The 21283-nt window shown below is 46.7% G+C and carries 19 protein-coding genes and 1 riboswitch; of the genes, 11 read left to right on the forward strand and 8 right to left on the reverse strand.

Features of this window, described 5'->3' with window-relative positions; genetic code table 11:
- Positions 1-39: 39 nt before the first annotated feature.
- The 7 genes from KF839_RS11585 to KF839_RS11615 all read left to right on the forward strand — a co-directional run bounded on the left by KF839_RS11585 (position 40) and on the right by KF839_RS11615 (position 6363).
- Positions 40-816 carry an SDR family NAD(P)-dependent oxidoreductase gene (locus KF839_RS11585; protein WP_292918003.1) on the forward strand — a complete coding sequence of 259 codons (777 nt, stop codon included), beginning with the start codon at positions 40-42 and terminating at the stop codon, positions 814-816.
- A complete protein-coding gene (locus KF839_RS11590; RefSeq protein WP_292918004.1) occupies positions 810-1490 on the forward strand; it encodes an SDR family NAD(P)-dependent oxidoreductase in 681 nt (226 codons plus the stop codon). The genes KF839_RS11585 and KF839_RS11590 overlap by 7 nt, the downstream gene beginning before the upstream one ends.
- 158 nt (positions 1491-1648) lie before the next feature.
- Positions 1649-2368, forward strand: a complete 720-nt coding sequence (locus tag KF839_RS11595; protein ID WP_292918005.1) for an ABC transporter ATP-binding protein — start codon at positions 1649-1651, stop codon at positions 2366-2368.
- On the forward strand, positions 2355-3581 hold the full coding sequence (locus tag KF839_RS11600; protein WP_292918006.1) for an ABC transporter permease: 1227 nt from the start codon (positions 2355-2357) through the stop codon (positions 3579-3581). Before KF839_RS11595 ends, KF839_RS11600 begins: the two co-directional genes overlap by 14 nt.
- Before the next feature lie 26 nt (positions 3582-3607).
- The gene (locus KF839_RS11605) at positions 3608-4384 is read left to right on the forward strand and encodes an outer membrane lipoprotein-sorting protein (RefSeq protein WP_292918007.1); all 777 of its coding nucleotides are present in this window, start codon (positions 3608-3610) and stop codon (positions 4382-4384) included.
- Positions 4385-4407: 23 nt separating this feature from the next.
- A complete protein-coding gene (locus KF839_RS11610; protein WP_292918008.1) occupies positions 4408-5679 on the forward strand; it encodes a hypothetical protein in 1272 nt (423 codons plus the stop codon).
- A gap of 15 nt (positions 5680-5694) precedes the next feature.
- Positions 5695-6363 carry a hypothetical protein gene (locus KF839_RS11615; RefSeq protein ID WP_292918009.1) on the forward strand — a complete coding sequence of 223 codons (669 nt, stop codon included), beginning with the start codon at positions 5695-5697 and terminating at the stop codon, positions 6361-6363.
- Positions 6364-6520: 157 nt separating this feature from the next.
- Here the strand turns inward: KF839_RS11615 and uca are convergent, their stop codons facing one another.
- From uca to KF839_RS11640, 5 genes are all read right to left on the reverse strand, one after another.
- Entirely contained in the window at positions 6521-10144 is a 3624-nt protein-coding gene (uca, locus tag KF839_RS11620; RefSeq protein WP_292918010.1) for an urea carboxylase, read from the reverse strand.
- 20 nt (positions 10145-10164) lie between these two features.
- Positions 10165-10824: an urea amidolyase associated protein UAAP2 gene (locus tag KF839_RS11625; protein WP_292918011.1), complete on the reverse strand. Its 660-nt coding sequence runs from the start codon at positions 10822-10824 to the stop codon at positions 10165-10167.
- The gene (locus KF839_RS11630) at positions 10821-11543 is read right to left on the reverse strand and encodes an urea amidolyase associated protein UAAP1 (protein ID WP_292918012.1); all 723 of its coding nucleotides are present in this window, start codon (positions 11541-11543) and stop codon (positions 10821-10823) included. The genes KF839_RS11625 and KF839_RS11630 overlap by 4 nt, the downstream gene beginning before the upstream one ends.
- Positions 11540-12970, reverse strand: a complete 1431-nt coding sequence (locus KF839_RS11635) for an APC family permease (RefSeq protein WP_292918013.1) — start codon at positions 12968-12970, stop codon at positions 11540-11542. The genes KF839_RS11630 and KF839_RS11635 overlap by 4 nt, the downstream gene beginning before the upstream one ends.
- Positions 12971-13030: 60 nt before the next feature.
- Positions 13031-13132: riboswitch (guanidine-I (ykkC/yxkD leader) on the reverse strand.
- A gap of 175 nt (positions 13133-13307) precedes the next feature.
- Positions 13308-13850: a hypothetical protein gene (locus KF839_RS11640; protein ID WP_292918014.1), complete on the reverse strand. Its 543-nt coding sequence runs from the start codon at positions 13848-13850 to the stop codon at positions 13308-13310.
- A 202-nt stretch (positions 13851-14052) separates the two neighbouring features.
- Between KF839_RS11640 and KF839_RS11645 the strand changes: the two genes are divergently transcribed.
- The 3 genes from KF839_RS11645 to flhC all read left to right on the forward strand — a co-directional run bounded on the left by KF839_RS11645 (position 14053) and on the right by flhC (position 16718).
- Complete coding sequence (locus KF839_RS11645; protein ID WP_292918015.1) at positions 14053-15624, forward strand: putative bifunctional diguanylate cyclase/phosphodiesterase; 1572 nt, start codon at positions 14053-14055, stop codon at positions 15622-15624.
- Between the two features lie 206 nt (positions 15625-15830).
- Positions 15831-16148, forward strand: a complete 318-nt coding sequence (gene flhD, locus KF839_RS11650) for a flagellar transcriptional regulator FlhD (RefSeq protein WP_292918016.1) — start codon at positions 15831-15833, stop codon at positions 16146-16148.
- A gap of 33 nt (positions 16149-16181) precedes the next feature.
- Positions 16182-16718 carry a flagellar transcriptional regulator FlhC gene (gene flhC, locus KF839_RS11655; RefSeq protein ID WP_292918017.1) on the forward strand — a complete coding sequence of 179 codons (537 nt, stop codon included), beginning with the start codon at positions 16182-16184 and terminating at the stop codon, positions 16716-16718.
- A 26-nt stretch (positions 16719-16744) separates the two neighbouring features.
- Here flhC and KF839_RS11660 read toward each other — a convergent pair whose 3' ends face one another.
- Positions 16745-17938, reverse strand: a complete 1194-nt coding sequence (locus tag KF839_RS11660) for a pyridoxal phosphate-dependent aminotransferase (protein WP_292918018.1) — start codon at positions 17936-17938, stop codon at positions 16745-16747.
- A gap of 81 nt (positions 17939-18019) precedes the next feature.
- Between KF839_RS11660 and uvrB the strand changes: the two genes are divergently transcribed.
- On the forward strand, positions 18020-20050 hold the full coding sequence (gene uvrB, locus KF839_RS11665; RefSeq protein ID WP_292918019.1) for an excinuclease ABC subunit UvrB: 2031 nt from the start codon (positions 18020-18022) through the stop codon (positions 20048-20050).
- 4 nt (positions 20051-20054) lie between these two features.
- Here uvrB and KF839_RS11670 read toward each other — a convergent pair whose 3' ends face one another.
- Together KF839_RS11670 and KF839_RS11675 are read right to left on the reverse strand one after the other, a co-directional pair.
- Entirely contained in the window at positions 20055-20399 is a 345-nt protein-coding gene (locus KF839_RS11670) for a hypothetical protein (protein WP_292918020.1), read from the reverse strand.
- A 50-nt stretch (positions 20400-20449) separates the two neighbouring features.
- Entirely contained in the window at positions 20450-21271 is an 822-nt protein-coding gene (locus KF839_RS11675) for a TrmH family RNA methyltransferase (protein ID WP_292918021.1), read from the reverse strand.
- Positions 21272-21283 lie beyond the last annotated feature (12 nt).

The raw sequence follows: 21283 nt of genomic DNA on the forward strand, positions 1-21283 counted from the left end.
TTATGTCTTGGCTAATTTATAACTACCCTGGATGCAATTATGAATCCCGATGAAAAACACCTGCCTCTGTTAGGACGCCGAGTTTTAATTTCCGGTGCTAGTGGAAATATTGGCAGTGTTTTAGGTGCCCGGTTGATTAAAGAAGGAGCAATCGTTGCACTGCAATATCAAACCAACACTAACAGAATCGATCAATTACTTGCTGGTACCGATATATATGGTGATGGAAGACCGCATGCGGTTGCTATTCAGGGGAAATTAGACAGTTATTACGAAGCGAAGAAGGTTTTCGTTGAAGCTGAAACTTGGCTGGGGGGAATCGATGTGTTAATCAATTGCGTTGGCCTATCTCGCGATAACTCACTGCTAATGCTGACTGAAGAAGATGCGACCGCCGTTATCCAAGGGAATCTGGCTCCTATTATCTATTTGTCTGAGTTTATGACTGGTCAGAAACGAGTAATTGAGGCGGGTCGGATCATCAACATTACCTCGATAACCGGTTTAGTCGGGCAGCCCATGCGTTCTCTTTATGGAGCTGCCAAAGGTGCGGTAATTGCTTATACAAAGAGTGTTGCGAGAGAGTTTGCAAATAAAGACTGGACTGCTAACTGTATTGCACCACAAGTCGTACAAGGTGGCTTAGCCAATCATATGAAATCTCACGCACAAATGATGATTTCAGGTGTCACGCCCGTAAAAAGAAATTGTGTACCCAATGACTTGTCGGGTTTGACTGTTTTGCTAGCGTCATGGGAATCGAGCTTCATTACTGGGACAGTACTGAATGTGACAGGAGGGCTGATAACATGGTAATTAATCCACATATTTTATTTATTGGTACAACCGAGTACCTGCAGCCTTTATCCGATCTGCTGGCTGATAAAGGCGCTAAAACCATTATTGGTGAAGAACACTCCACTTTATCGGAAAGTAAATCTCAGATTTCGCTAGAGATGATGGGCATGATTGAAGATGCTTATAGAACGCTGGGGTATATTGATACATTAGTTTTTTGTGATCAAGTCCGTATTGACGAGAAGGAATATCCCCATCCTGACGAGATTATAAGACAAACATCCTATGCGGTGAGTCGATTGTTAATATCGGTTCGCTGTTTGGCACTCAAAATGATTGAAAGTGATTCACCTGGTCAGATTATCGTTATTTGTGATACTTCAGCCGTTGCAGGAAGACATAATTCTTGGATTAGCTCAACAGTCGGTGGAGCGCTAATAGGCATGTGTAAAAGTCTGGCGAAAGAGCTGGGACGCTATCGAATAGCCGTTAATATTATCTGTTTGGGTGCTATTGAAGGAGTGGATGTGCCCAACAGATTTACTGCTGCTGAAACAAGGATATTAAAAGCGAGTGGTCTTGGCAAGCTAGTAAATGTGACTCATCTACTAAATAACATTTTCCATTTAGCTAGTGGAGAACACTGGCTAAATGGTCAGATACTCCACGTCAATGACGGTTTGGTTATGTAGATCAAGATGTCTGAGATACTTTGGTTTAAGCCAAGTACGTCAAGAATATAAAATTCTTAATAAAGTTAATATGTTAAAGGCTTTTGAGAAATGACTGAAACTGAGTATATAGGGGTGTTGCAAATTTGTAACCATGAATTACTTTAGTGATAAATATTATGAGCTTTATTCAAGTCAAAAATTTAACTAAGTACTACCAATTAGGAAAAAACTCCATACAAGCTCTGAAGAATGTTTCCATGAATATTGATGAGGGCGAGCAATTATTCTTAGGCGGGCCTTCAGGCAGCGGAAAATCTACCTTATTGCATATTATTGGTTGTCTGGATAGGTATGACACAGGCAGTGTAACTATCGATGGTAGGGATGTTACGCTGACTAACGATAGAGAAATGTCGGATTTCAGAGCTTTTAATATTGGTTTTGTTTTTCAAAATTTTAATTTATTACCGGTATTAAATGTGTTCGAAAATGTGCAGTATCCATTGTTACTAAGTCGAGCTATATCAGCGGATCAGCGTCGAAAACGAGTAAAAGAAATTCTTGAATCTGTAGGACTTGATGCTCATGCAGAACACTTTCCAAATGAATTATCAGGTGGCCAACGTCAACGAGTCGCTATAGCCCGAGCTTTGGTTCATAAACCGAAATTACTGATAGCAGATGAACCTACCGCAAATTTAGATTCAACTACGGGTGCAGTAATCATGGCGCTTATGCTGGATCTGTCATTAAAACATGGCTCTACAGTGATTATCTGTACACATAATCAGGAGCTTTTGGTTCAGGCGCAACGCTGTGTCATGCTTCGCGATGGCGAAGTCACTAACGATATAGTGACTCAAATTCAAAGCGAGAATACCTATGTATACGCTTAAAGTGGCTTGGCGCAATATCCTACGTCATAAGCGCCGATCAATATTTGCAATACTGACAATAGTCGTTGGTGTTGCAAATATTGTTATGTTTGGGGGATTTGTTGAAGCTAATTATATCGGTTTGCGAGAATCGATTATTCGTAGTCAGTATGGTCATCTGCAAATCCATCAAAAAGGATACGAACTTAATTTTCGCCAGGAACCCAATCAGTATCGTTTATCCCCTGAGTCAGCACAGCAAGTGCAAGCTTTATTGGAAACGATTCCACACGTATTGATTACATCACGGCGTCTGGAATTTACTGGTTTACTCGGAAATGAAAAAACCAGTCGTGCTGCCATCATTCGAGGTGTTGACCCTGACAGTGAAGCTTTGATTAATTCAGCACTAACAATTATTGAAGGTGTTGATTTAGATCCAGATAAACAGGAAGGTGTGATTTTAGGTGAAGGTCTTGCGCAAGGTATTAATGCCAAAGTTGGGGATAGACTTACTCTACTTGGTACTACCGTCAATGGTGTAATGAACGCGGTTGATGTCGAGGTCGTCGGTATTTTTCAGAGTTTTGCCAAAGAGTATGATGATGCAGCCATGATGATGGTACTGGAAAACGCACAGACTCTATTGAATACACAATCAATCGATACGGTTGTGGTACTGCTGGACGATACACTTGCATTACCGGAAGTTGTTAGAGCTGTGGCTAGGGAATCACAACAACGTCAATTTGATATTGAATGGATCGAGTGGTTTAGGTTGGCCAATTTTTATCAGAAAGTTGTCGATCTTTATAATGGGTTTTTCTTATTTATCAATCTGGTAATTTATGTGGTTGTTTTATTTGGTATTAGCAATACCATGATAGTTACTGTAATGGAACGTACGTTCGAGATTGGAACGTTGCGTGCTATGGGTATGCGTCGTAGCGGTATCGTCACACAATTCTTAACTGAAGGAATAATGTTGGCCTCGCTTGGAGCTATTCTTGGTATTGCTATAGGTATTGCTTTTACCTGGTTGATCAATAGTCTTGAGATCATGATGCCGGCCCCACCAGGTTCATCGAAGGGATATCCATTACGTCTCGAGTATGTTGAGGAAATTTGGTTAAACAGTGTATCGATAGTTCTCATTATCGCTTTCTTTGCTACTCTTTTTCCAGCACTGCAAGCGTCTCGAAAAGCCATCGTCGATGCTTTAAGGCATGTATGAAGTAATAATGAATATAGGAGATAACGATGTTTTCAAAATTTAGATTACTAATTGTGGTGATAGTAATTCATTGTATGTTGGTCTCTCCGATATGGGCAGATAACGTGATCAATGTTAAGCAAAATGCCATAGAATTACTGGCGAAAGCTGATGAGTATAGGAACTTTAAGGGTAAATCATTCACATTCGATTTGAAGTTGAACAGCATGGAAACCGGTAAAGATGATCAGATATTTACACTCAAAGTGGAAATTTTGAACTCTCATACATCGCTTGTTATTTATAGCGAACCAATCAGCGAACGAGGCAAAGTTCTGCTGATGGCGCAAAAGAACCTCTGGTTTTATGCACCTTCTAGCCATAAACCAATTCGCATTACCCCTCAGCAACGACTGTTGGGGGAAGCTTCCAATGGAGACGTTGCTAGTACCGATTTTTCTGGTGATTACGATCCTCATTATGTAGATACCGAAGTTGTGGATTCGGTTACTTGTCATGTTCTGGAATTAACAGCCAAAGCTAATAGTCTTGCTACTTACGAGAAGTTGAAATTATGGGTGCGAGCAGATGATTTTAAACCTTATAAAGCAGATTTCTTCGGAGTTTCTGGAAAGTTACTTAAGACAGCATATTTCAGACGCTATGAGAAGCTTCCAAATCTTGGTGAGAAAGAACAGCTAACCAGTATTCAAATTATCAATCCATTAACTGAAGGTAAGCAAACATTGATGGAATATTCCAATTTCAACGTGACCGAGATACCAGTCTCTCGCTTTAACCCAAACACTTTGAATCGTTTGTAGCCGAGATGTTATTTTATTAGTTAATGAAAGTCGTTTCGCAAATTTTATTGATGTTGTTTTTAAATTTAATGCCTATCGCATTGCCGGCATTTGAATTAGGAAAAATCAATGTACGTGGTCAAGTCGAGTTGCCATGGCAATATACACCTGAAAGAGCCAATACTTTTTTTAATCCAAATGGTGTCATTATTAACAATCAGCAGCACAGCAGTTTACCTGCATTACGTTTTACACCAAAATTCAGCCAAGGCTCTGTTGCATTACAAGGTGATTTTTGGCTGCAAAGCCTGATTACCAGTACTAAAACAGAAGAAACATTTTTCTTTCAGAAAAGTACTTTCAATTGGAACATTAACGACCAATTTACGGTAAGCGGTGGCATTGATCTTCAACATTGGGGATCGGGTTATATCTGGAATCCAAGCAATCCCTTTCAAGATAGAGAAATCAATTTTGTTGATAGAGTCATTTCTTATAAGCGCAATGGAAATTTTTTCGCTTCTCTAGATTGGTCAGGTAGAAATGGTTGGAGTACTTCACTTTATTTCGTCAATCATAGACCCCGTGAAAAATTATATGGGATAAATGTTGAACATCAAAATGCTTTTGCGTTAAAGCTAAACAAACAGTTTGACAATAGTGATGTAAGTTTGACTTATGCTCTTTTGGAGGATACTAATTTCATTGGTGGATCTTATTCCGCTAGTATCGGTAATCAGCTTGAATTACATGGAGAATTTAGTTTGCGTGATAAACGACGCTCAGTTTTACCGAGATCCATCGTTGCTAATGGCCAAGATAGCTTTTTCATACTTCAAGCAAATAAGCATATCGATTGGCGCGCTCAATTTCTTATTGGAGGCCAATATACTACGAATAATCAAATCAATATGATTTTTGAATATTTATATAACGGTGAAGCTTATAGTGAGAAAGAATATGATCATCTCGTACAAGGAAGCAATCAGTCTAGACTTCAGCTTGATGGTTTATTTGCTGCTCCATCCGCTGGTTTTCTTGGTGAATCAAATAGCTTACTCGGTTCAATGAAACGACATTATTTATTTTTTCGTGTTGCCGACGGTCAGCTGATCGACAAGTTGGAAGGCAGAGCATTCGTTCGTTTTGGTATTCAGGATTCAAGTGTAATAACAGGAGGGTTATTGTCTTATCCAATCAAGAATGGGTTGAATTTAATGTTAGGTGGGCAGTATTACGGAAAAATGGCTGGATCTGAAACGGCAGCAATTCCATTCCAGTTTGTACTTTACTCAGGATTAACGCTGCTTTTTTAAGTGAGGAGATTAAACATGAATTTTCGATTTGGAGTGGCAATGATGTGCGTCAGTTTATTACCTGGTTGCAGTCAAGAATTTCCTCAGAAACCTTGGTCCGATATAGATGCCGATTATTTGCAAGTACTCGAAGAACAGAAGGATTTCGATAGTCGGTTGGAAATTGCCCGGCTGAATTTTTCTCATAATTTAATTGATGAGGCAAACTCTTTATTGTCGGAGCTCATGAAAGAGAATTCCAGCGATATGGAAGTTAAAGCTTGGTATGCTGCCAATAATTGCAAGATTGCAGGTCGGAAAGGCCCATGGTTAATGGGAATCGATAAATTGTATGGTGTTTGGGGTTGCTTGGAAGACCTTCAATCAGCACTGAATGCAGCGCCGGATAATTTTACGATTCAAATGATTTATATTAATACCAATGTGGAAGTCAACATGTTTGGGTCTTTTGATAAAGCTTCTGTATTACTTGGGAAATTACTTGCAAAAATTGATGATCAGCCTAACCTATATGATCCATTTGCTCAAGTCGCCATATATGAGGCAGCAGTCAACATAGAGAGTTTACGGAATGCCAATTCTCAACTACTAAGCTCGTATTTAGAAAAAATAATTGACATAAATGCTAGTCTGGAAAGTGTGGAGCGTGCAAATAAAATACTTACCAAATTATCAGAATCATAATATTTCTTTGTTTTTACTGGATAGATAGTATCGTCACAAGATACTATTCTACAAGTTGATACACACAGAATTTGATTTGGATAGTGGTAAGGAAGGATGTTTTTTTACTCGAGAGAGTACTACAGAAAATTCATACCGACCGGTTCCGGGATTGGTATTAAACTTCCTGCACGATCATGAGCGTTTGACCGGCGGCGATGTAGCTGCCTTGCTGGCAGAAGATTTGACGGATCTGTCCGCTAACGGGGGATTCAACCGTAAATTCCATTTTCATCGATTCGATGATCGCCAAGGGTTGACCCGTCTCAATGTCTTCGTTTTCCTTGACTAACAGTTTCCAGATTGTACCGGTTACTTGCGAACTGATGAGCTGAGCGTTGTCCGGCAAATCCAATTCGCTTTGACTATCGGCTTCTTCCATCACATCTTCGCTGATTGACAGCGATTGCTGATTGGCAGCCCAGCGTTGACGCTCGGCTTCGAACGCGGCTTTTTGTTTGGCTTTAAATACTTCAATACTAGCCGCTTGTTGCTGCAGGAAGGCATGGTATTGCCGCAAGTTAAGTACGGCTGGTTCAGTGCGTAATCTGAAACGGCCGCTGATGAAATCGTTACGCAGCTTCAGCAATTCGCTTTCACTGACCGGATAAAAGCGGATTTGATCAAAAAATCGTAACAGCCACGGATAACCATCCTTGAAATCGGAGGTTTGACGGTAGCGGTTCCACATTTGCACGGTGCGGCCGACGAATTGATAGCCGCCCGGGCCTTCCATACCATACACGCATAAATAGGCGCCGCCGATGCCGACGGCATTTTCCGGCGTCCAGGTGCGCGCCGGGTTGTATTTGGTAGTGACCAGCCGGTGGCGCGGATCGAGCGGCGTAGCAACGGGTGCGCCCAAATATACATCGCCCAAACCCATGACCAGATAGCTGGCGGAGAAAACGATATCGCGGACTTCTTCAATAGTATCCAGGCCATTGATACGGCGGATGAATTCAATGTTGCTCGGACACCAAGGCGCATCGCGCCGTACCGATTGCATGTATTTGTCGATCGCCAACCGCGTGGCGGGATCATCCCACGACAGCGGCAGGTGAATAATACGCGACGGCACTTCCATTTCGGTAATCGCGGGCAATTGATCTTCAGCTTCAATCAATTGCTGCAGCAGCGTATCACGCGATAGCCGGGTCGAATCGAAATGAATTTGTAACGAGCGAATGCCGGGCGTCAGGTCGACGATGCCTTGCAATGCACCCTCAGCAATACGCTGTTGCAGCCAGGTCATTAATGCATGCACGCGGAAACGCAAGTTCAAATCCAATACCGGCGGACCATACTCGATTAGCAGGTACTTGTCGCCGGATTGACGATATGTAACTTGCAATTCCGGATCGCTGGCAGCGGTGCGGTGCAATACCGGATCTTTCAGTTGTCGGTTAGTGGGTGGGAACGGTAGTTGGTGATCGCCTTGGAGTTGCTCGACTAAACGTTCCTGTTGCTGCTCGAGCAGTTGTGCGTGTTCGATTGACACCGCGTAGAAGCGGAGGCTGTCGCCTGGACGGAGTTGCCCGATTTTCCATAGCTCCGCATGCGCCACTGTCACCGGGCAAACGAAGCCGCCGAGACTGGGGCCGTCGGGGCCGAGAATAATCGGCATATCGCCGGTGAAATCGACCGCACCGATGGCATACGCATTGTCATGAATGTTGGAAGGGTGCAGCCCGGCCTCGCCACCGTCGGTTCGTGCCCATTGTGGTTTCGGCCCGATCAGGCGTACGCCGGTTCGGCTGGAATTGTGATGTACTTTCCACTCTGCGGCAAAAAAATGCGCGATATCGGATTCAGTGAAAAAGTCCGGCGCACCATGCGGGCCGTACAACACCGCAATCTCCCACTGATTACTGTAATGCGGGATCGAATGTTGCGGCAGGTATTGCGTTATTTTGGGTTGCGACGATGGCAATGCCGGAATATGCAATACATCTCCGGCGCGCAGCGCGCGTCCGGCGTGACCGCCGAATTGTCCGAGCGTAAACGTGGCTTTGCTGCCAAGATAATCCGGTACTTGAAAGCCGCCATATACCGCCAGATATGCACGGTTGCCGGCTTGGCGGATTTTGCCGAATTGCAGCACCGAACCTGCCTTGACTGTGTGCGCTTGCCATTGTGGCAGCGGCTCGCTGTCGAGCAATACTTCCATCGGCGTGCCACAAACGGCGATGATACTGTCGCAATTAAACCGCAACACCGGGCCGGCGATTGTGATTTCCAGTCCGGCGCAGTCGGCAGGGTTATTCACCAACCGATTGGCCAGCCTGAAAGCCAAACTATCCATCGGCCCGGAAGGCGGCACGCCGACATTCCAATAACCGAGCCGCCCTGGGAAATCCTGAATCGTGGTTTGTACGCCCGGACTCAGAATATCGATTGTATGCGTCCGGTAATGAAAACCGTTGAGGAATTGCGTGGTCGATTGGCCATCGCGGAATGTCGCGCTTTGCAGGATTTGCTTGAGATAATCGAGATTGGTTTCGATGCCGTGCAATGCGGTTTGCTGCAATGCGGCTAACAGTTCGGTTCTGGCGATTTCCCGATCAGGTGCATGGACAATGATTTTCGCCAGCATCGGATCGTAAAATGCCGATATTTCGGTGCCGCGCTCAACCCAAGTTTCGACGCGCGCTGTCGCAGCGAATTCCACGGCTGTCAAAGTGCCGCTGCTGGGTTGAAAGTCCTTTGCCGGATTTTCGGCGTATACCCGGACTTGGATAGCGGCACCGCTGGGTTTGATGGTCATGGAATCGAGCGGCGGCAGATCTCCGGCAGCTTGCCGCACCATCCATTCCACCAGGTCGATACCGGTAACTTCCTCGGTCACGCCGTGTTCCACCTGCAGGCGGGTATTCACTTCGAGAAAATAAAACTCGCCGCTGACGGCATCGACAATGAATTCCACGGTACCGGCGGATTGATAGTGTACCGCTTTGCCAAGACGCACCGCCGTATCCAGTAACGCTTGGCGCAATTGCGGCGTCAGATTCGGCGCGGGCGTTTCTTCGATGACTTTCTGGTTGCGCCGCTGCATGGAACAATCGCGCTCGCCCAATGCCACCACCTGACCCTGACCGTCTCCAAAAATCTGTACTTCGATATGCCGCGCGCGGTCGACATATTTTTCCAGAAACAAGCCGGCATCCTTGAAATTGTTTTGCGCCAGTGTCTTTACCGCTTCGTAAGCATCGCGCAAGTCATCCGCATTCCAGCACAAGCGCATGCCGATACCGCCGCCGCCTGCGGTGCTTTTCAGCATTACCGGATAGCCGATATGCTTGGCCTGGTGTAACGCTTCATCCAGATTTGCCAGTAAGCCGGTACCCGGTAGCAAGGGTACATGGTTGTCCGTTGCCAGTGTCCGGGCGGTGTGCTTCAGGCCGAAAGCGCGCATTTGTTGCGGTGTCGGACCGATGAAGCGTATTCCCTGCGTTTCGCATTGTTCGGCGAAATCCGCTTTTTCACTCAAAAATCCGTAACCGGGGTGAATAGCTTCAGCACCGGTCTTTAACGCGATTTCAAGGATTTTACCGGTATTCAGATAGCTCTCGGCAGCGATCCCGTCGCCGATGCAATATGCTTCATCGGCTGCGGCGACATGCCGTGACAAGGCATCGGCTTCGGTGTATACCGCCACGCTGGCTACATTCATGCGGCGCAGCGTGCGGATAATACGGCACGCGATCGCACCGCGATTGGCGATCAATACTTTCTTGAACATACTGTTCCTCCGGTAACGGATTAATCCCAGATCAACAAACGGATCGGCGTCGGATTATAGTCGTTGCATGGATTGTTCAGTTGCGGGCAGTTCGAGATCAAGACCACTACATCCATTTCGGCGCGCATTTCGACGTACTTGCCGGATGCGGAAACACCATCGACAAACTCCAATCGACCGGCTTCGGTGACCGGTACATTCATGAAAAAGTTGATGTTACTTGGCAGGTCGCGTTTACTCATGTTGAGTTGCTGGCATAATGGATGATGCGCAAGCGCGTGCAAAAAATTGTCACGGCAACTGTGCATTGGAAATTTATCCAGTGCGTAGCGCACGGTGTTGCTTTCCGCAGCACAAGCACCGCCCAGGGTATCGTGGCGGCCGCAGGTATCGGCGATGATGGTCAACATAATTTGCCCGAAATTGGAGTAAAGTTTACTGCCGGTTGTCAGATACAGTTGATTTTGGCGATTGATGGTGTCGGTGGCGCTGTAACGCTCCAACGCATCGTGCGCATTGTAGAACAGCGTATCGACCGCCTGATTACCTTCCAGATCAACGATACGAAAAAATTGTCCCTGTTTAATGAGGTGCGCCCACGGTTCGCCCGCAGGGCAGATTTCATTGACGACAGCCTGTGCCGGATCGTGTTGGTCGACAGGTAATTTTGCTGTATTCATAGCGTACCCTCCCCATAAAAATTTTGCGCATTTTGCAGTGCGCGGACATTTTCATCGATATGCAAACATTCCTTAATGGCATCCGGCGGCGTGTTAAAAAGCTCCAATTGAATCGCGCCGGGTTGATAGGTTTTCTTGGAATCGAGCGGGTGCGGCGCAGCCGACACTACCATCAACGTATTCATGACAAAACTCAAATCGACAAAGTCGCCCGCCTTGCTATGATCGGCTTGGTAAGTTAATTCGCCAAAAGCATCGGTAGTGACTTTGCTAAAGAAGTTGATATTGGATACCACATCGCGCATGCCCAATCCCCATTTACCCAATTCGATCAGTATGCCGCTCAGGCCGCTGCGGTACATTTGGTTGCGGTATTCCTGGTAGCGCGCTTCACCGTATCTGGATCGGATCAAGGCATCGTCGCTGAGTCCGCAAACGGTATCGTTCCAGCCAGCGGTATCGGCGGTGATGCAGCAAAAAATCCGGCCCATATCGGAATGGCACGCATGCCCTTTGGTCAGGCGGAAAGTGTGCTGTGACTTCAAGGTATCGGCCATGTTATAGCGCTCCAGTTTTTCTTCCTGATTGAAGAACAGAGCCGCCGCATTTGCGCCGCCGTCGGTATCGATCAAACGCAATGTCGTGCCGCGGCGGATAACGCCGGACCAATGGCAACCGCCCGGAATGGTTTGTTTCCAGATGATGCTATGCTGATTCATGGCCGTCTCCTCATTAGTTTATTGACAAAAAGATAGATGGTCGTGATGGTTAAAATACCGCCGAGCACCAATGGTGTTGCCCAGAGCTGCCACCACGGCGCATCGGCGGAAATGGCGTATGGGCGTGGCCAGGCGATGTTGATTAATTCAAACAAAGCCCAGATAAATGCCAAGGTGTTGATGGCTAATCCCCATTTGCCAAGCTTCAGTTGTCCCAGCGCCGGGTTCCAGCGGCCGGATAGGCGTGCGAATAGGGCAATGCCGGTGGTAAAAGCAAACATCGCGTAAAGGCCGCCGGTACCGAATGCGATAATGGTCGCGACTGCGTCGTCGTTGAGTCCGAAGATCAGGCCGCAACCGGCTAACAAAACGGTAAACAGCACCGCATTCCGGGGTGTTTGGGTGGCGGTGACTTGGCTTAAAGCGGCCGGCATGTTGCCTTCCCGCGCCATCGAGAACATGATACGCGAAGTATATTTGACGACCGATGCGCCGCATGCGAGAAACGCAACCATCACAATTGCCAGAAACGGTTTTTCGATCCAGTCGCCAAAATGGCTTGCAACCAGCGGTGTAATCGGATCGGCGGTAACGCTGCTATGAATCAGCGTTTCATGATCGAACGCTAATATCAACGAAGCGGAATTGAAAACCACGACGGTACCGACGGTGCACAACGAGAAAAAGATCGCGCGGGGTACCGCTCGTTTCGGTTCGTGCGTTTCCTCCGCGGTCGTCGAGCAGGCATCAAAACCGATAAAAGCCCAACCGGCGATAGCGAGCGCCGCCAAAAATGCGGCAGTTTGACTCGGTGCGGTCCCGGTACCCAGGTACTGAAATAGCTCAGTGAGAGCATGCTGGCGGAAAAACAAAAACAGCAAAATGGCGATACCGAGAGAACCGACCACTTCGGCATATACGCCGAGTTTAATGGTTAGTTTGAAAACATTGACGTGAACCAGATTCAGTACTGTGCATAACGCCAGAAAAACAACCGCCCAGAATACTTTTTCCTCGCCGCTGTCACCGGATGATCCAAAAAATCCGGCGAACCAGATGCCGCCGGCGTATGCCGTCGTGGTTAACATGGCAATGGTCGAACTGATATAAATGACACCGGCGTAATGACCGGCGGTGGTTCCGTAAAACTGCCGCGCCCATTTGTAAGCGCCACCGGCAATCGGGAATTGTGACGATAGTTCGGCGTAAACCGTGGCGACCAGCAATTGCATCAATAGGCAAATGACTAACGCTACGAACCAGCCGCCGCCGGTGACTGCCGTTTGCACACCGATGATCGCGTATAAGCCGACGATCGGCGATACCACCGCAAATCCCAGCGTAAAGCTGTTCCAGATGGACATGTTGGCGCGCAGCGGTTGCGCTACCGGCGCTACTTCATCAATTGGTTTTGATACTTCCGACATGACGAGCCTCCTTTATCAGAATTTTACCGAAAGACGCATGTATCAACGATACATGACTTGATCTCCCGGGCTTTTATCCCTCCGTGGAGTCTCGTATTAAGAGACCGGAAACTCTCGGACCTGACACCTGACTACTTGGCCGGAACCCTAGTTTCCATTTGAACCATCGCTTTCCTGCATGCCAGTCGAATACCGGCAAATTGAAAAGTAACATTCAGATTGGATTGTATGGATGCTTTCCGGAAAAAGCAACGAAAAATGAAATGAATTGGGAAAATCAAGAGAAATTATTCGAGGACTGAATAAATGCAACCATGGATGCTTCTTGGAAGGTGCATCAGTCGAAACACCGGTCGATCGTTTCCGCTTGATATAAACGTTGAGATAGAGAAGCATTAGGATTCGGGGTGTCTGCGTCCGGCGGAAAGTCATCTAACAGGTTTGCGTTGCTACGAATCGTAATATCGGATCGGATATAGTGATCCGTGCTAATGTCCTTGATCGTCAGAATCCAATTGCCATTGCCATGTGTCATTGGTTTATCGGAATTCCACGGAGAATCGGTATCGTGAATTTCGGTGATGTAGTAAATTTTTTTTGCTTCGTCGTGAAAGCGCGGGTATCCATCCACGCGTACGGATTCGTGGTAAATAAAATAGGTGTTGATATCGCGCACCGATTGGCGATGCCATTCCGGCAATGGAAAGCTACCCTTGCTTTTTAGGCATTCGGCAATGGCCAAATAATGTTTGCCGCTCATGCGGCTATAAATAACTTTTTGAGCTAACAGCGTTTCACGAGCCGGCGATACCGCGCAGGCGGTTAATACGGCTGTCGTTATCAAAAACGTTGTGACCGTGATTGCTAAAGAAGTATTCATGAACAGCGAGGATTGTTAACAGAACGATATGTTATCAAATATCCGGTTGTTTATTTTCTGTATGCCATGATCAGGCCAGTAATGCTGTGTTGCATTCATAGTTGCCAATGAAAATACCGGGGTAAATTGCTCGTAATTCGAGTTAAAGCTTTGCTTTCACAAAGTCGTAACAAACCGGACGTAGAATGCCCATTGTCCGTTTATGCGCAGAAAAGATCTGAAAATATTAGCAATAAACTTCCCGGAAGAGATGCAGCGCTCGTTGAGTGCGTGGTTTAGCGGTATTCATAATTTTTTGTGGCTTGATGTTACGACGGATTTGAGTTCTGCGTTAAATACGGCAGTGCAGGATATTGTGTTGTTCCGGTATAACAAGACAGATGATCGTCATCGCGCGATGTTGGAATCGCTGAATGAAAGCAGCAGTAACCTTCCAATTATCATCCTTCCCGATCGTGAAACTTTAGTAGACGATGTAATTTCTTATTTAACCGGTTATACCGGCTCCAATTGTGATTTTTTTCGGCACTGTAATGAATTGTTGGTGCATCGATCCCGATCGCAGACCGTCGCGGCGATGTACTGGCTCAAATTGCGCTACTGGGAACATACCATTGGTATCTATGGCCCGGATTTGGCGGAGCGGCTTTGCCGGCAATTATCGAGCCGGTTGTCTTCCCATGTTAACGAGCATTGCGTGTTAGCTAACGTTGAAGATAATCAGTTTGCGCTATTCAAAGCGGATTGCGTTGATCATGAGAATGCGCGGTTGTTTGCACGTACGCTTGCAAAATCGATACTTGCACCGATAAGTGTGGATCATTTGCAGTTTCGCATACCGGTTGACGTTGGAGTCAGTATTTATCCGGATGATGGCGAAACGATTGCTTGGTTGATTGCGAATGCATCGGCTGCGCAATCATCCAATCGCAATATTTGGAAAGGCAATTGCTTTTATTTTTCCCGGGAAATCGCCGAAACGGCGACTAGGCAAGCATCACTCAGGGAATCGTTGCGATATGCGATTCAGAATGAAGCGTTGGTGCTGTTGTATCAACCGGTAGTGGATCTGCAGTCCGGTGATTTGACCGGTGTTGAAGCACTGGTGCGTTGGAATCATCCCGAACTGGGGATGTTGCTGCCCGAGGATTTTATTCCGTTGGCTCAAGAAAGCGGATTGATTATGGAGCTTGGCCGGTGGGTGCTGCGGCAGGCTTGTGCTCAGCTTAAAGATTGGCATGAAGCGGGGTATGCTTCGTTATCGGTTGCGGTCAATGTTTCCGCGGTTGAGTTTGATCAAGCGCAATGGGTCAGTGCGATTTCAAAGATATTGATTGAGACGGGAATAGCGCCGGAATTTCTGGAGTTGGATATCGCCGAATCGACGTTGATGCGGCACGCGGAAACAAGCCCCCAGATTGTACGTTCACTTAAGAATCTCGGTGTGAAAGTGGTAATGGATAATTTTGAAGGCGGCTATTCGTCGCTACGGTATATAAAGCATTTTTTAGTCGATATTCTGAAGATTGATCGTTCCATGACACATGATATGATGACGGATACTGACAGCTCAATTATTATTTCATCATTGATCAGGCTTGCAAAATCCATGGATTTGCCGATTCAGGCCGTTGGTGTTGAAACCAAAGAACAATTCGATTGTTTATTGCATTCAGGATGTTATCGGGCGCAAGGTCATTTGTTCAGCAAGCCGATCTTCGCGCAGGATGTGATGCAGTTGCTGACACAACGCAAAACGGGAACGCTTGCGTAGCATCCGGTCCCATCAAAATTATCAAATTTCCAGCAAAAAACAATGCGCGGATGGTGTAGGTAAAATTCCTACATCGTGATAGGAGAATTACCTAACTTCATTTAAGCGCAACTTCCATTTACTTCAACCCCTGCCATCGCCGACAATTTCACCTGTGCTGAATATCTTTTTTGATTTAAACATTTTTAATCATGAGGGGAGTTGAAATGGAAGCTGATCAAATACTGGATGAAATTAGGGATATCAATTTAAGTTATTTATTGCTTGCTAAGCAAATGTTGCGGGAAGATAAAGTATCCGCAATCTACCGCTTGGGTATTAACCAGGATCTAGCTGACATCATCGATAGACTGAGCTCTGCGCAGTTGATCAAGATGGCTGCTACGAATATGTTGCTTTGCCGCTTCCGTTTCGACGATCGCCTGATTGCTGAAATGCTTTCCAACGATAGCCGGGATCAATCTGTTACCAAATCACATGCAGCGATTTTAATGGCCGGAAAACCAGCCGAAGCTGTCGCGTAATGTAATTATAATTGCTTGAATGAGGAGTAGAAAATGCGTAACCGAAGCATTATAACAGAAGCCAAGCAGATTCAGCTTGCTACAGAATTGATTCAATTGGGTGCCCGGCTTCAGGTTCTGGAAATGAATACCAACCTCAGCCGCGAACGATTGGTAAAGTTGTATAAAGAAATTAGAGGTGTTTCGCCTCCTAAAGGGATGCTGCCTTACTCGGAAGATTGGTTTATGAGCTGGCAACCTAACATGCACTCTACGTTGTTTATGAATATCTATAACTACGTGACTACCAATTCGGATACCGAAGGAATTGATGCGTTGGTGAAGAGCTATCGGTTATATCTCGAGCATGTCAAAGTCAATCAGCTGGAGAAGGTATTAAGCTTGACGCGCGCTTGGACTCTGGTGCGCTTCGTGGAAAGTGGCGTGTTATGCATCGCACCCTGCGTAAATTGTCATGGTAAATTTGTAGTTCATTCGCTGGAAATTCATTCCAACCACGTTTGTGGTTTATGCAATATTCCTTCACGGGCAGGAAAAACTAAAAAAGCTGCGGCAATGCATTATCACTAGCATAATGAATTGCTCAAATGGGCTGGTCATTTGAGCAAGTTTTGGATACGGCTTAATGCTTGCTGCAAATTGTCCATGGATGTGGCAAACGATAAGCGCATGTAGCCCTCACAGCCGAATGCCGAACCCGGGACAACCGCTACACCGGCTTTTTCCAGCAGATATTCGCTAAATGCGATGTCGTTTTGTGCATTAATCAAATGGTTTTGATATAAGTGCCCGATTGATTCGCGAACATCGGCGAACGCATAAAACGCGCCTTCCGAAGCTAGGCAGCGCATGCCATTGATTTTGTTGAGTTGCTCAGTGACAAACAGGTTGCGTTCCTTGAAGGCCGCAATCATTGGATTCATGCAGGATTGATCGCCGTTCAATGCAACTTCAGCGGCTACTTGTGAGATAGAGCTGGGATTGGAAGTGCTTTGCGACTGGATATTCTCCATGGCCGTAATAATATGAGCAGGACCTCCGCAATAACCGATTCGCCATCCGGTCATCGAATAAGCTTTGGAAACCCCGTTGAGTACAACCGTTTGCGGGAATAAATCCGGACACGCATTGACGATATTGACGAATTGCTGACCGGATAACAAGATGTGCTCGTACATATCATCCGTGGCGATGAGAATCTGCGGATGCTTCGATAGCACTTCACCCAAAGCTTTCAATTCATCAAGCGTATAGACCGCGCCGGAAGGATTGCTCGGACTATTGATGACGAACATTTTGGTTTTCGGCGTAATCGCAGCTTCCAGCTGCTGTGGTGAAATCTTGAAATGTTGCTCAATACCGGTATCGATAAAGACCGGCCTGCCTTCTGCGATCAGTACGATATCCGGATAAGAAACCCAGTACGGTGCCGGGATAATCACTTCATCACCAGGATTGATGACCGATAATGCCAGATTAAAAAAGCTCTGTTTACCGCCACAAGAAACCAGAATTTGTTTGGTGTCGAAAACAAAATTGTTTTCCCGCTTGAATTTCGCAACGATGGCATTCTTCAGTCCGGGGGTGCCGCCGACTGCGGTATATTTGGTAAATCCCTTATTAATCGCAGCGATTGCGGCATCTTTGATGTGCTGCGGCGTATCAAAATCGGGTTCACCGGCACCCAATCCGATAATGTCTCTGCCCTCGGCTTTCAACTTGGCAGCTCGGGCGGTTACCGCAAGGGTAGGGGATGGTTTGATGGCTTGAACGCGGCTAGAGAGCTCCACAGAAAATCCTCACACAAAAAAATAGACGGACCGGCATGTTAGAATGATATAAAGAAACAATTCTATATCGGAATTATACTCGTGATCGCAACCTTCCCCAATAGTCCGTATAAATTACATCAAGCATTCGCACCAGCCGGTGATCAACCGGCTGCAATTGCACAACTGGTCGAAGGAATTAACGATGGCCTTGCGTATCAGACGTTATTGGGTGTGACCGGTTCCGGCAAGACCTATACCATTGCCAACATGGTCGCGCGTTTGGGCCGTCCTGCAATCATCATCGCGCCGAACAAAACATTGGCTGCACAATTGTACGCGGAGATGCGCGAGTTTTTCCCGGAAAATGCTATCGAATATTTCGTTTCCTATTACGATTATTATCAGCCGGAAGCGTATGTGCCGTCACGCGATCTTTATATTGAAAAAGATTCCAGTATCAATGAGCATATCGAACAGATGCGCTTATCCGCGACCAAATCAATGCTGGAACGTGACGATGCCATCATCGTCGCGACTGTATCGTGCATCTATGGTATTGGCGATCCGGTCGATTATCACGGCATGATCCTGCATTTGCGTAACGGCGAAAAAATGTCGCAGCGTGACATCATCAAACGCCTGACCGAGATGCAATACGAGCGTAACGAGATGGAATTCAAACGCGGGGTTTTCCGTGTCCGTGGTGATGTCGTCGATGTTTTTCCAGCGGAAAATTCGGAAGCGGCGGTGCGTATCACGCTGTTTGATGACGAAGTGGATAGCTTATCGCTATTCGATCCGCTTACCGGACGTATTCTGCAGAAAATAGCGCGCTTTACCGTGTACCCCTCCAGTCATTACGTGACGCCGCGCAGCACCACATTGCGTGCAATGGAGACGATCAAAACCGAACTGCGGGAGCGATTGGAGTTTTTCTATCAGGAGAACCGGCTGGTCGAAGCGCAGCGGTTGGAACAGCGCACCCGTTTCGATCTGGAAATGCTCAATGAATTAGGGTTTTGCAAGGGTATCGAAAATTATTCACGGCACCTTTCCGGCAAGAAACCGGGTGAGCCGCCACCGACGCTGCTCGATTATCTGCCGGATAATGCTTTGATGATTATCGATGAAAGTCATGTGACTGTTCCGCAAATCGGGGGGATGTATCGCGGTGACCGCTCGCGCAAGGAAAATCTGGTGAACTTCGGTTTCCGCCTGCCGTCGGCGTTGGATAACCGTCCGTTACAATTTGAGGAATTTGAGAAACGCATGCCGCAAACCGTCTTCGTTTCGGCTACGCCTGCCGATTATGAAAGCAAGCATAGCGGCCAAGTCGTCGAGCAAGTCGTGCGCCCGACCGGATTGGTCGATCCGGTCATCGAAGTGCGTCCGGTGGCAACCCAAGTGGATGATTTAATGTCCGAAGTAACCTTGCGCACGGCAAAAAATGAGCGGGTACTGGTGACGACATTGACCAAGCGCATGGCGGAGGATTTGACGGATTATTTTTCCGATCACCAAATCAAAGTGCGCTATTTGCACTCGGATATCGACACCGTCGAGCGCGTCGAGATCATCCGCGATTTGCGGCTCGGGCAATTCGATGTGCTGGTCGGCATTAATTTGCTGCGTGAAGGATTGGATATACCGGAGGTGTCGCTAGTCGCGATACTGGATGCCGACAAGGAAGGATTTTTACGTTCGGAACGCTCGTTGATTCAAACCATTGGCCGCGCCGCCCGGCATATCAACGGCACGGCGATTTTATACGCCGATACCATCACCAGATCGATGCGTGTCGCGATAGACGAAACCAGCCGGCGGCGGCAAAAACAAATGCAGTTTAACGAGCAACATCAGATCACGCCGCGATCGGTCCATAAGCGCATCAAAGATTTGATCGACGGTGTTTATAATCATGAATCCGCGCAGCAGCATTACAAAGCCGCGCAAACGCAGGCGCGCTACGATGCGATGAACGAAGCGCAGCTAGCCAAGGAAATTCAACGTGTCGAGAAGAAAATGCTGAACGCCGCGAAGAATCTGGAGTTTGAGCAAGCCGCGATCTACCGTGACGAGCTCAAAAGCCTAAAGAATAAACTGCTGATCGGTTTTACCGATGTTGCTTGAGCGGCTATTTCTTCACTTCCGTGGAAGAAACGAAAATGATCGTGCCGAAAGTGCGATTCAACGTTTTGCTGGTAAAGTTGGTCATCACCATGCTCTGACTGAAGCGGATGTGGTCGCCTTTATTGACTTGAGTCGTCGGCGCGGCAATCCAGAATTTATGTCCGCTGTTTTGCAACTCCATATAGGTATAACCGGCGGCATCCATAAAGTCGACGACAATGCCTTCGTTGTCGGTCATTTTTTCTGATGATGCGGCACCTTGTGCATAACCGGGCTGCGCCATGCTGAGGGTGGATTGAAAAAACAGGCAGGTGACCAGGGCGATAAGGGATAAAAACGATAATTTCATGATTTTCAGAAGTGTTCCGTCTTAAAGAAGCCGTATCATACACTGCTACTTTATTTTGTTCCAATGTTGGTGAGCGCTGCGGTTCTGTCTTGCCGGACTTTTTCAAAAAAACAAATGGCTGCGGCAGCCGCGGCATTGAGCGATTCGGTTTTACCTGGCATTGAAATGATGATGTTTTCTTGCGCGGTTTGAATGAGTTCTTTGGATAATCCCGCGCCTTCATTGCCGAACAAAAAAGCGATCGGTCCAGTCAGAGAAATGTCGAAAAGATTCTTGGCAGCTTGAATGGATGTGGCGATCACTGTTCCCGGAAAATCGCGGGAAGTTTGCAATAAATCGCAATTTTCATGGATACGCAGAAAGAAATGAGCCCCCATCGCTGCCCGCAGTGTTTTGGGTGACCATACATCCGCGCAGTGTTTCGACAGATAGATATCACGAACATTCGCTGCAGCGGCGGAACGTAGAATCGAACCGAGATTGCCGGGGTCTTGAATGGCTTCCAGCATGACGCTAAAAACCTCCTTGCCGCGGCCGGGTTCTTTCTGCGGCGAAGGGATCGTAATCAGCGCCAGAATCCCGGTTGGCGTTTTAACTGGAGAAATGGCGCGAAATAAAGCGTCACTGACAATCGATATTTTCGGCAGGGTATGGCCGCATAGAATGGATAGAAAGTGTTCGTTGTCGCTATTTTCGATATACGATTGACTCACGATCAAACTTTCCGGGGTACCTACTACCGAGCAATAAATCTGAACAAGATGAATACCGTCGAGCAACGTTAATTTTGCTTTGTCGCGAAACTGCGAAGAGCTTTCCAGCTTAATCAATTGTTTGATAAGCGAATGACTGCGTGAAGTGATGACCGGCATATGGTGTATATC

Source organism: Nitrosomonas sp. (assembly GCF_019635155.1).
Classification (GTDB): domain Bacteria; phylum Pseudomonadota; class Gammaproteobacteria; order Burkholderiales; family Nitrosomonadaceae; genus Nitrosomonas.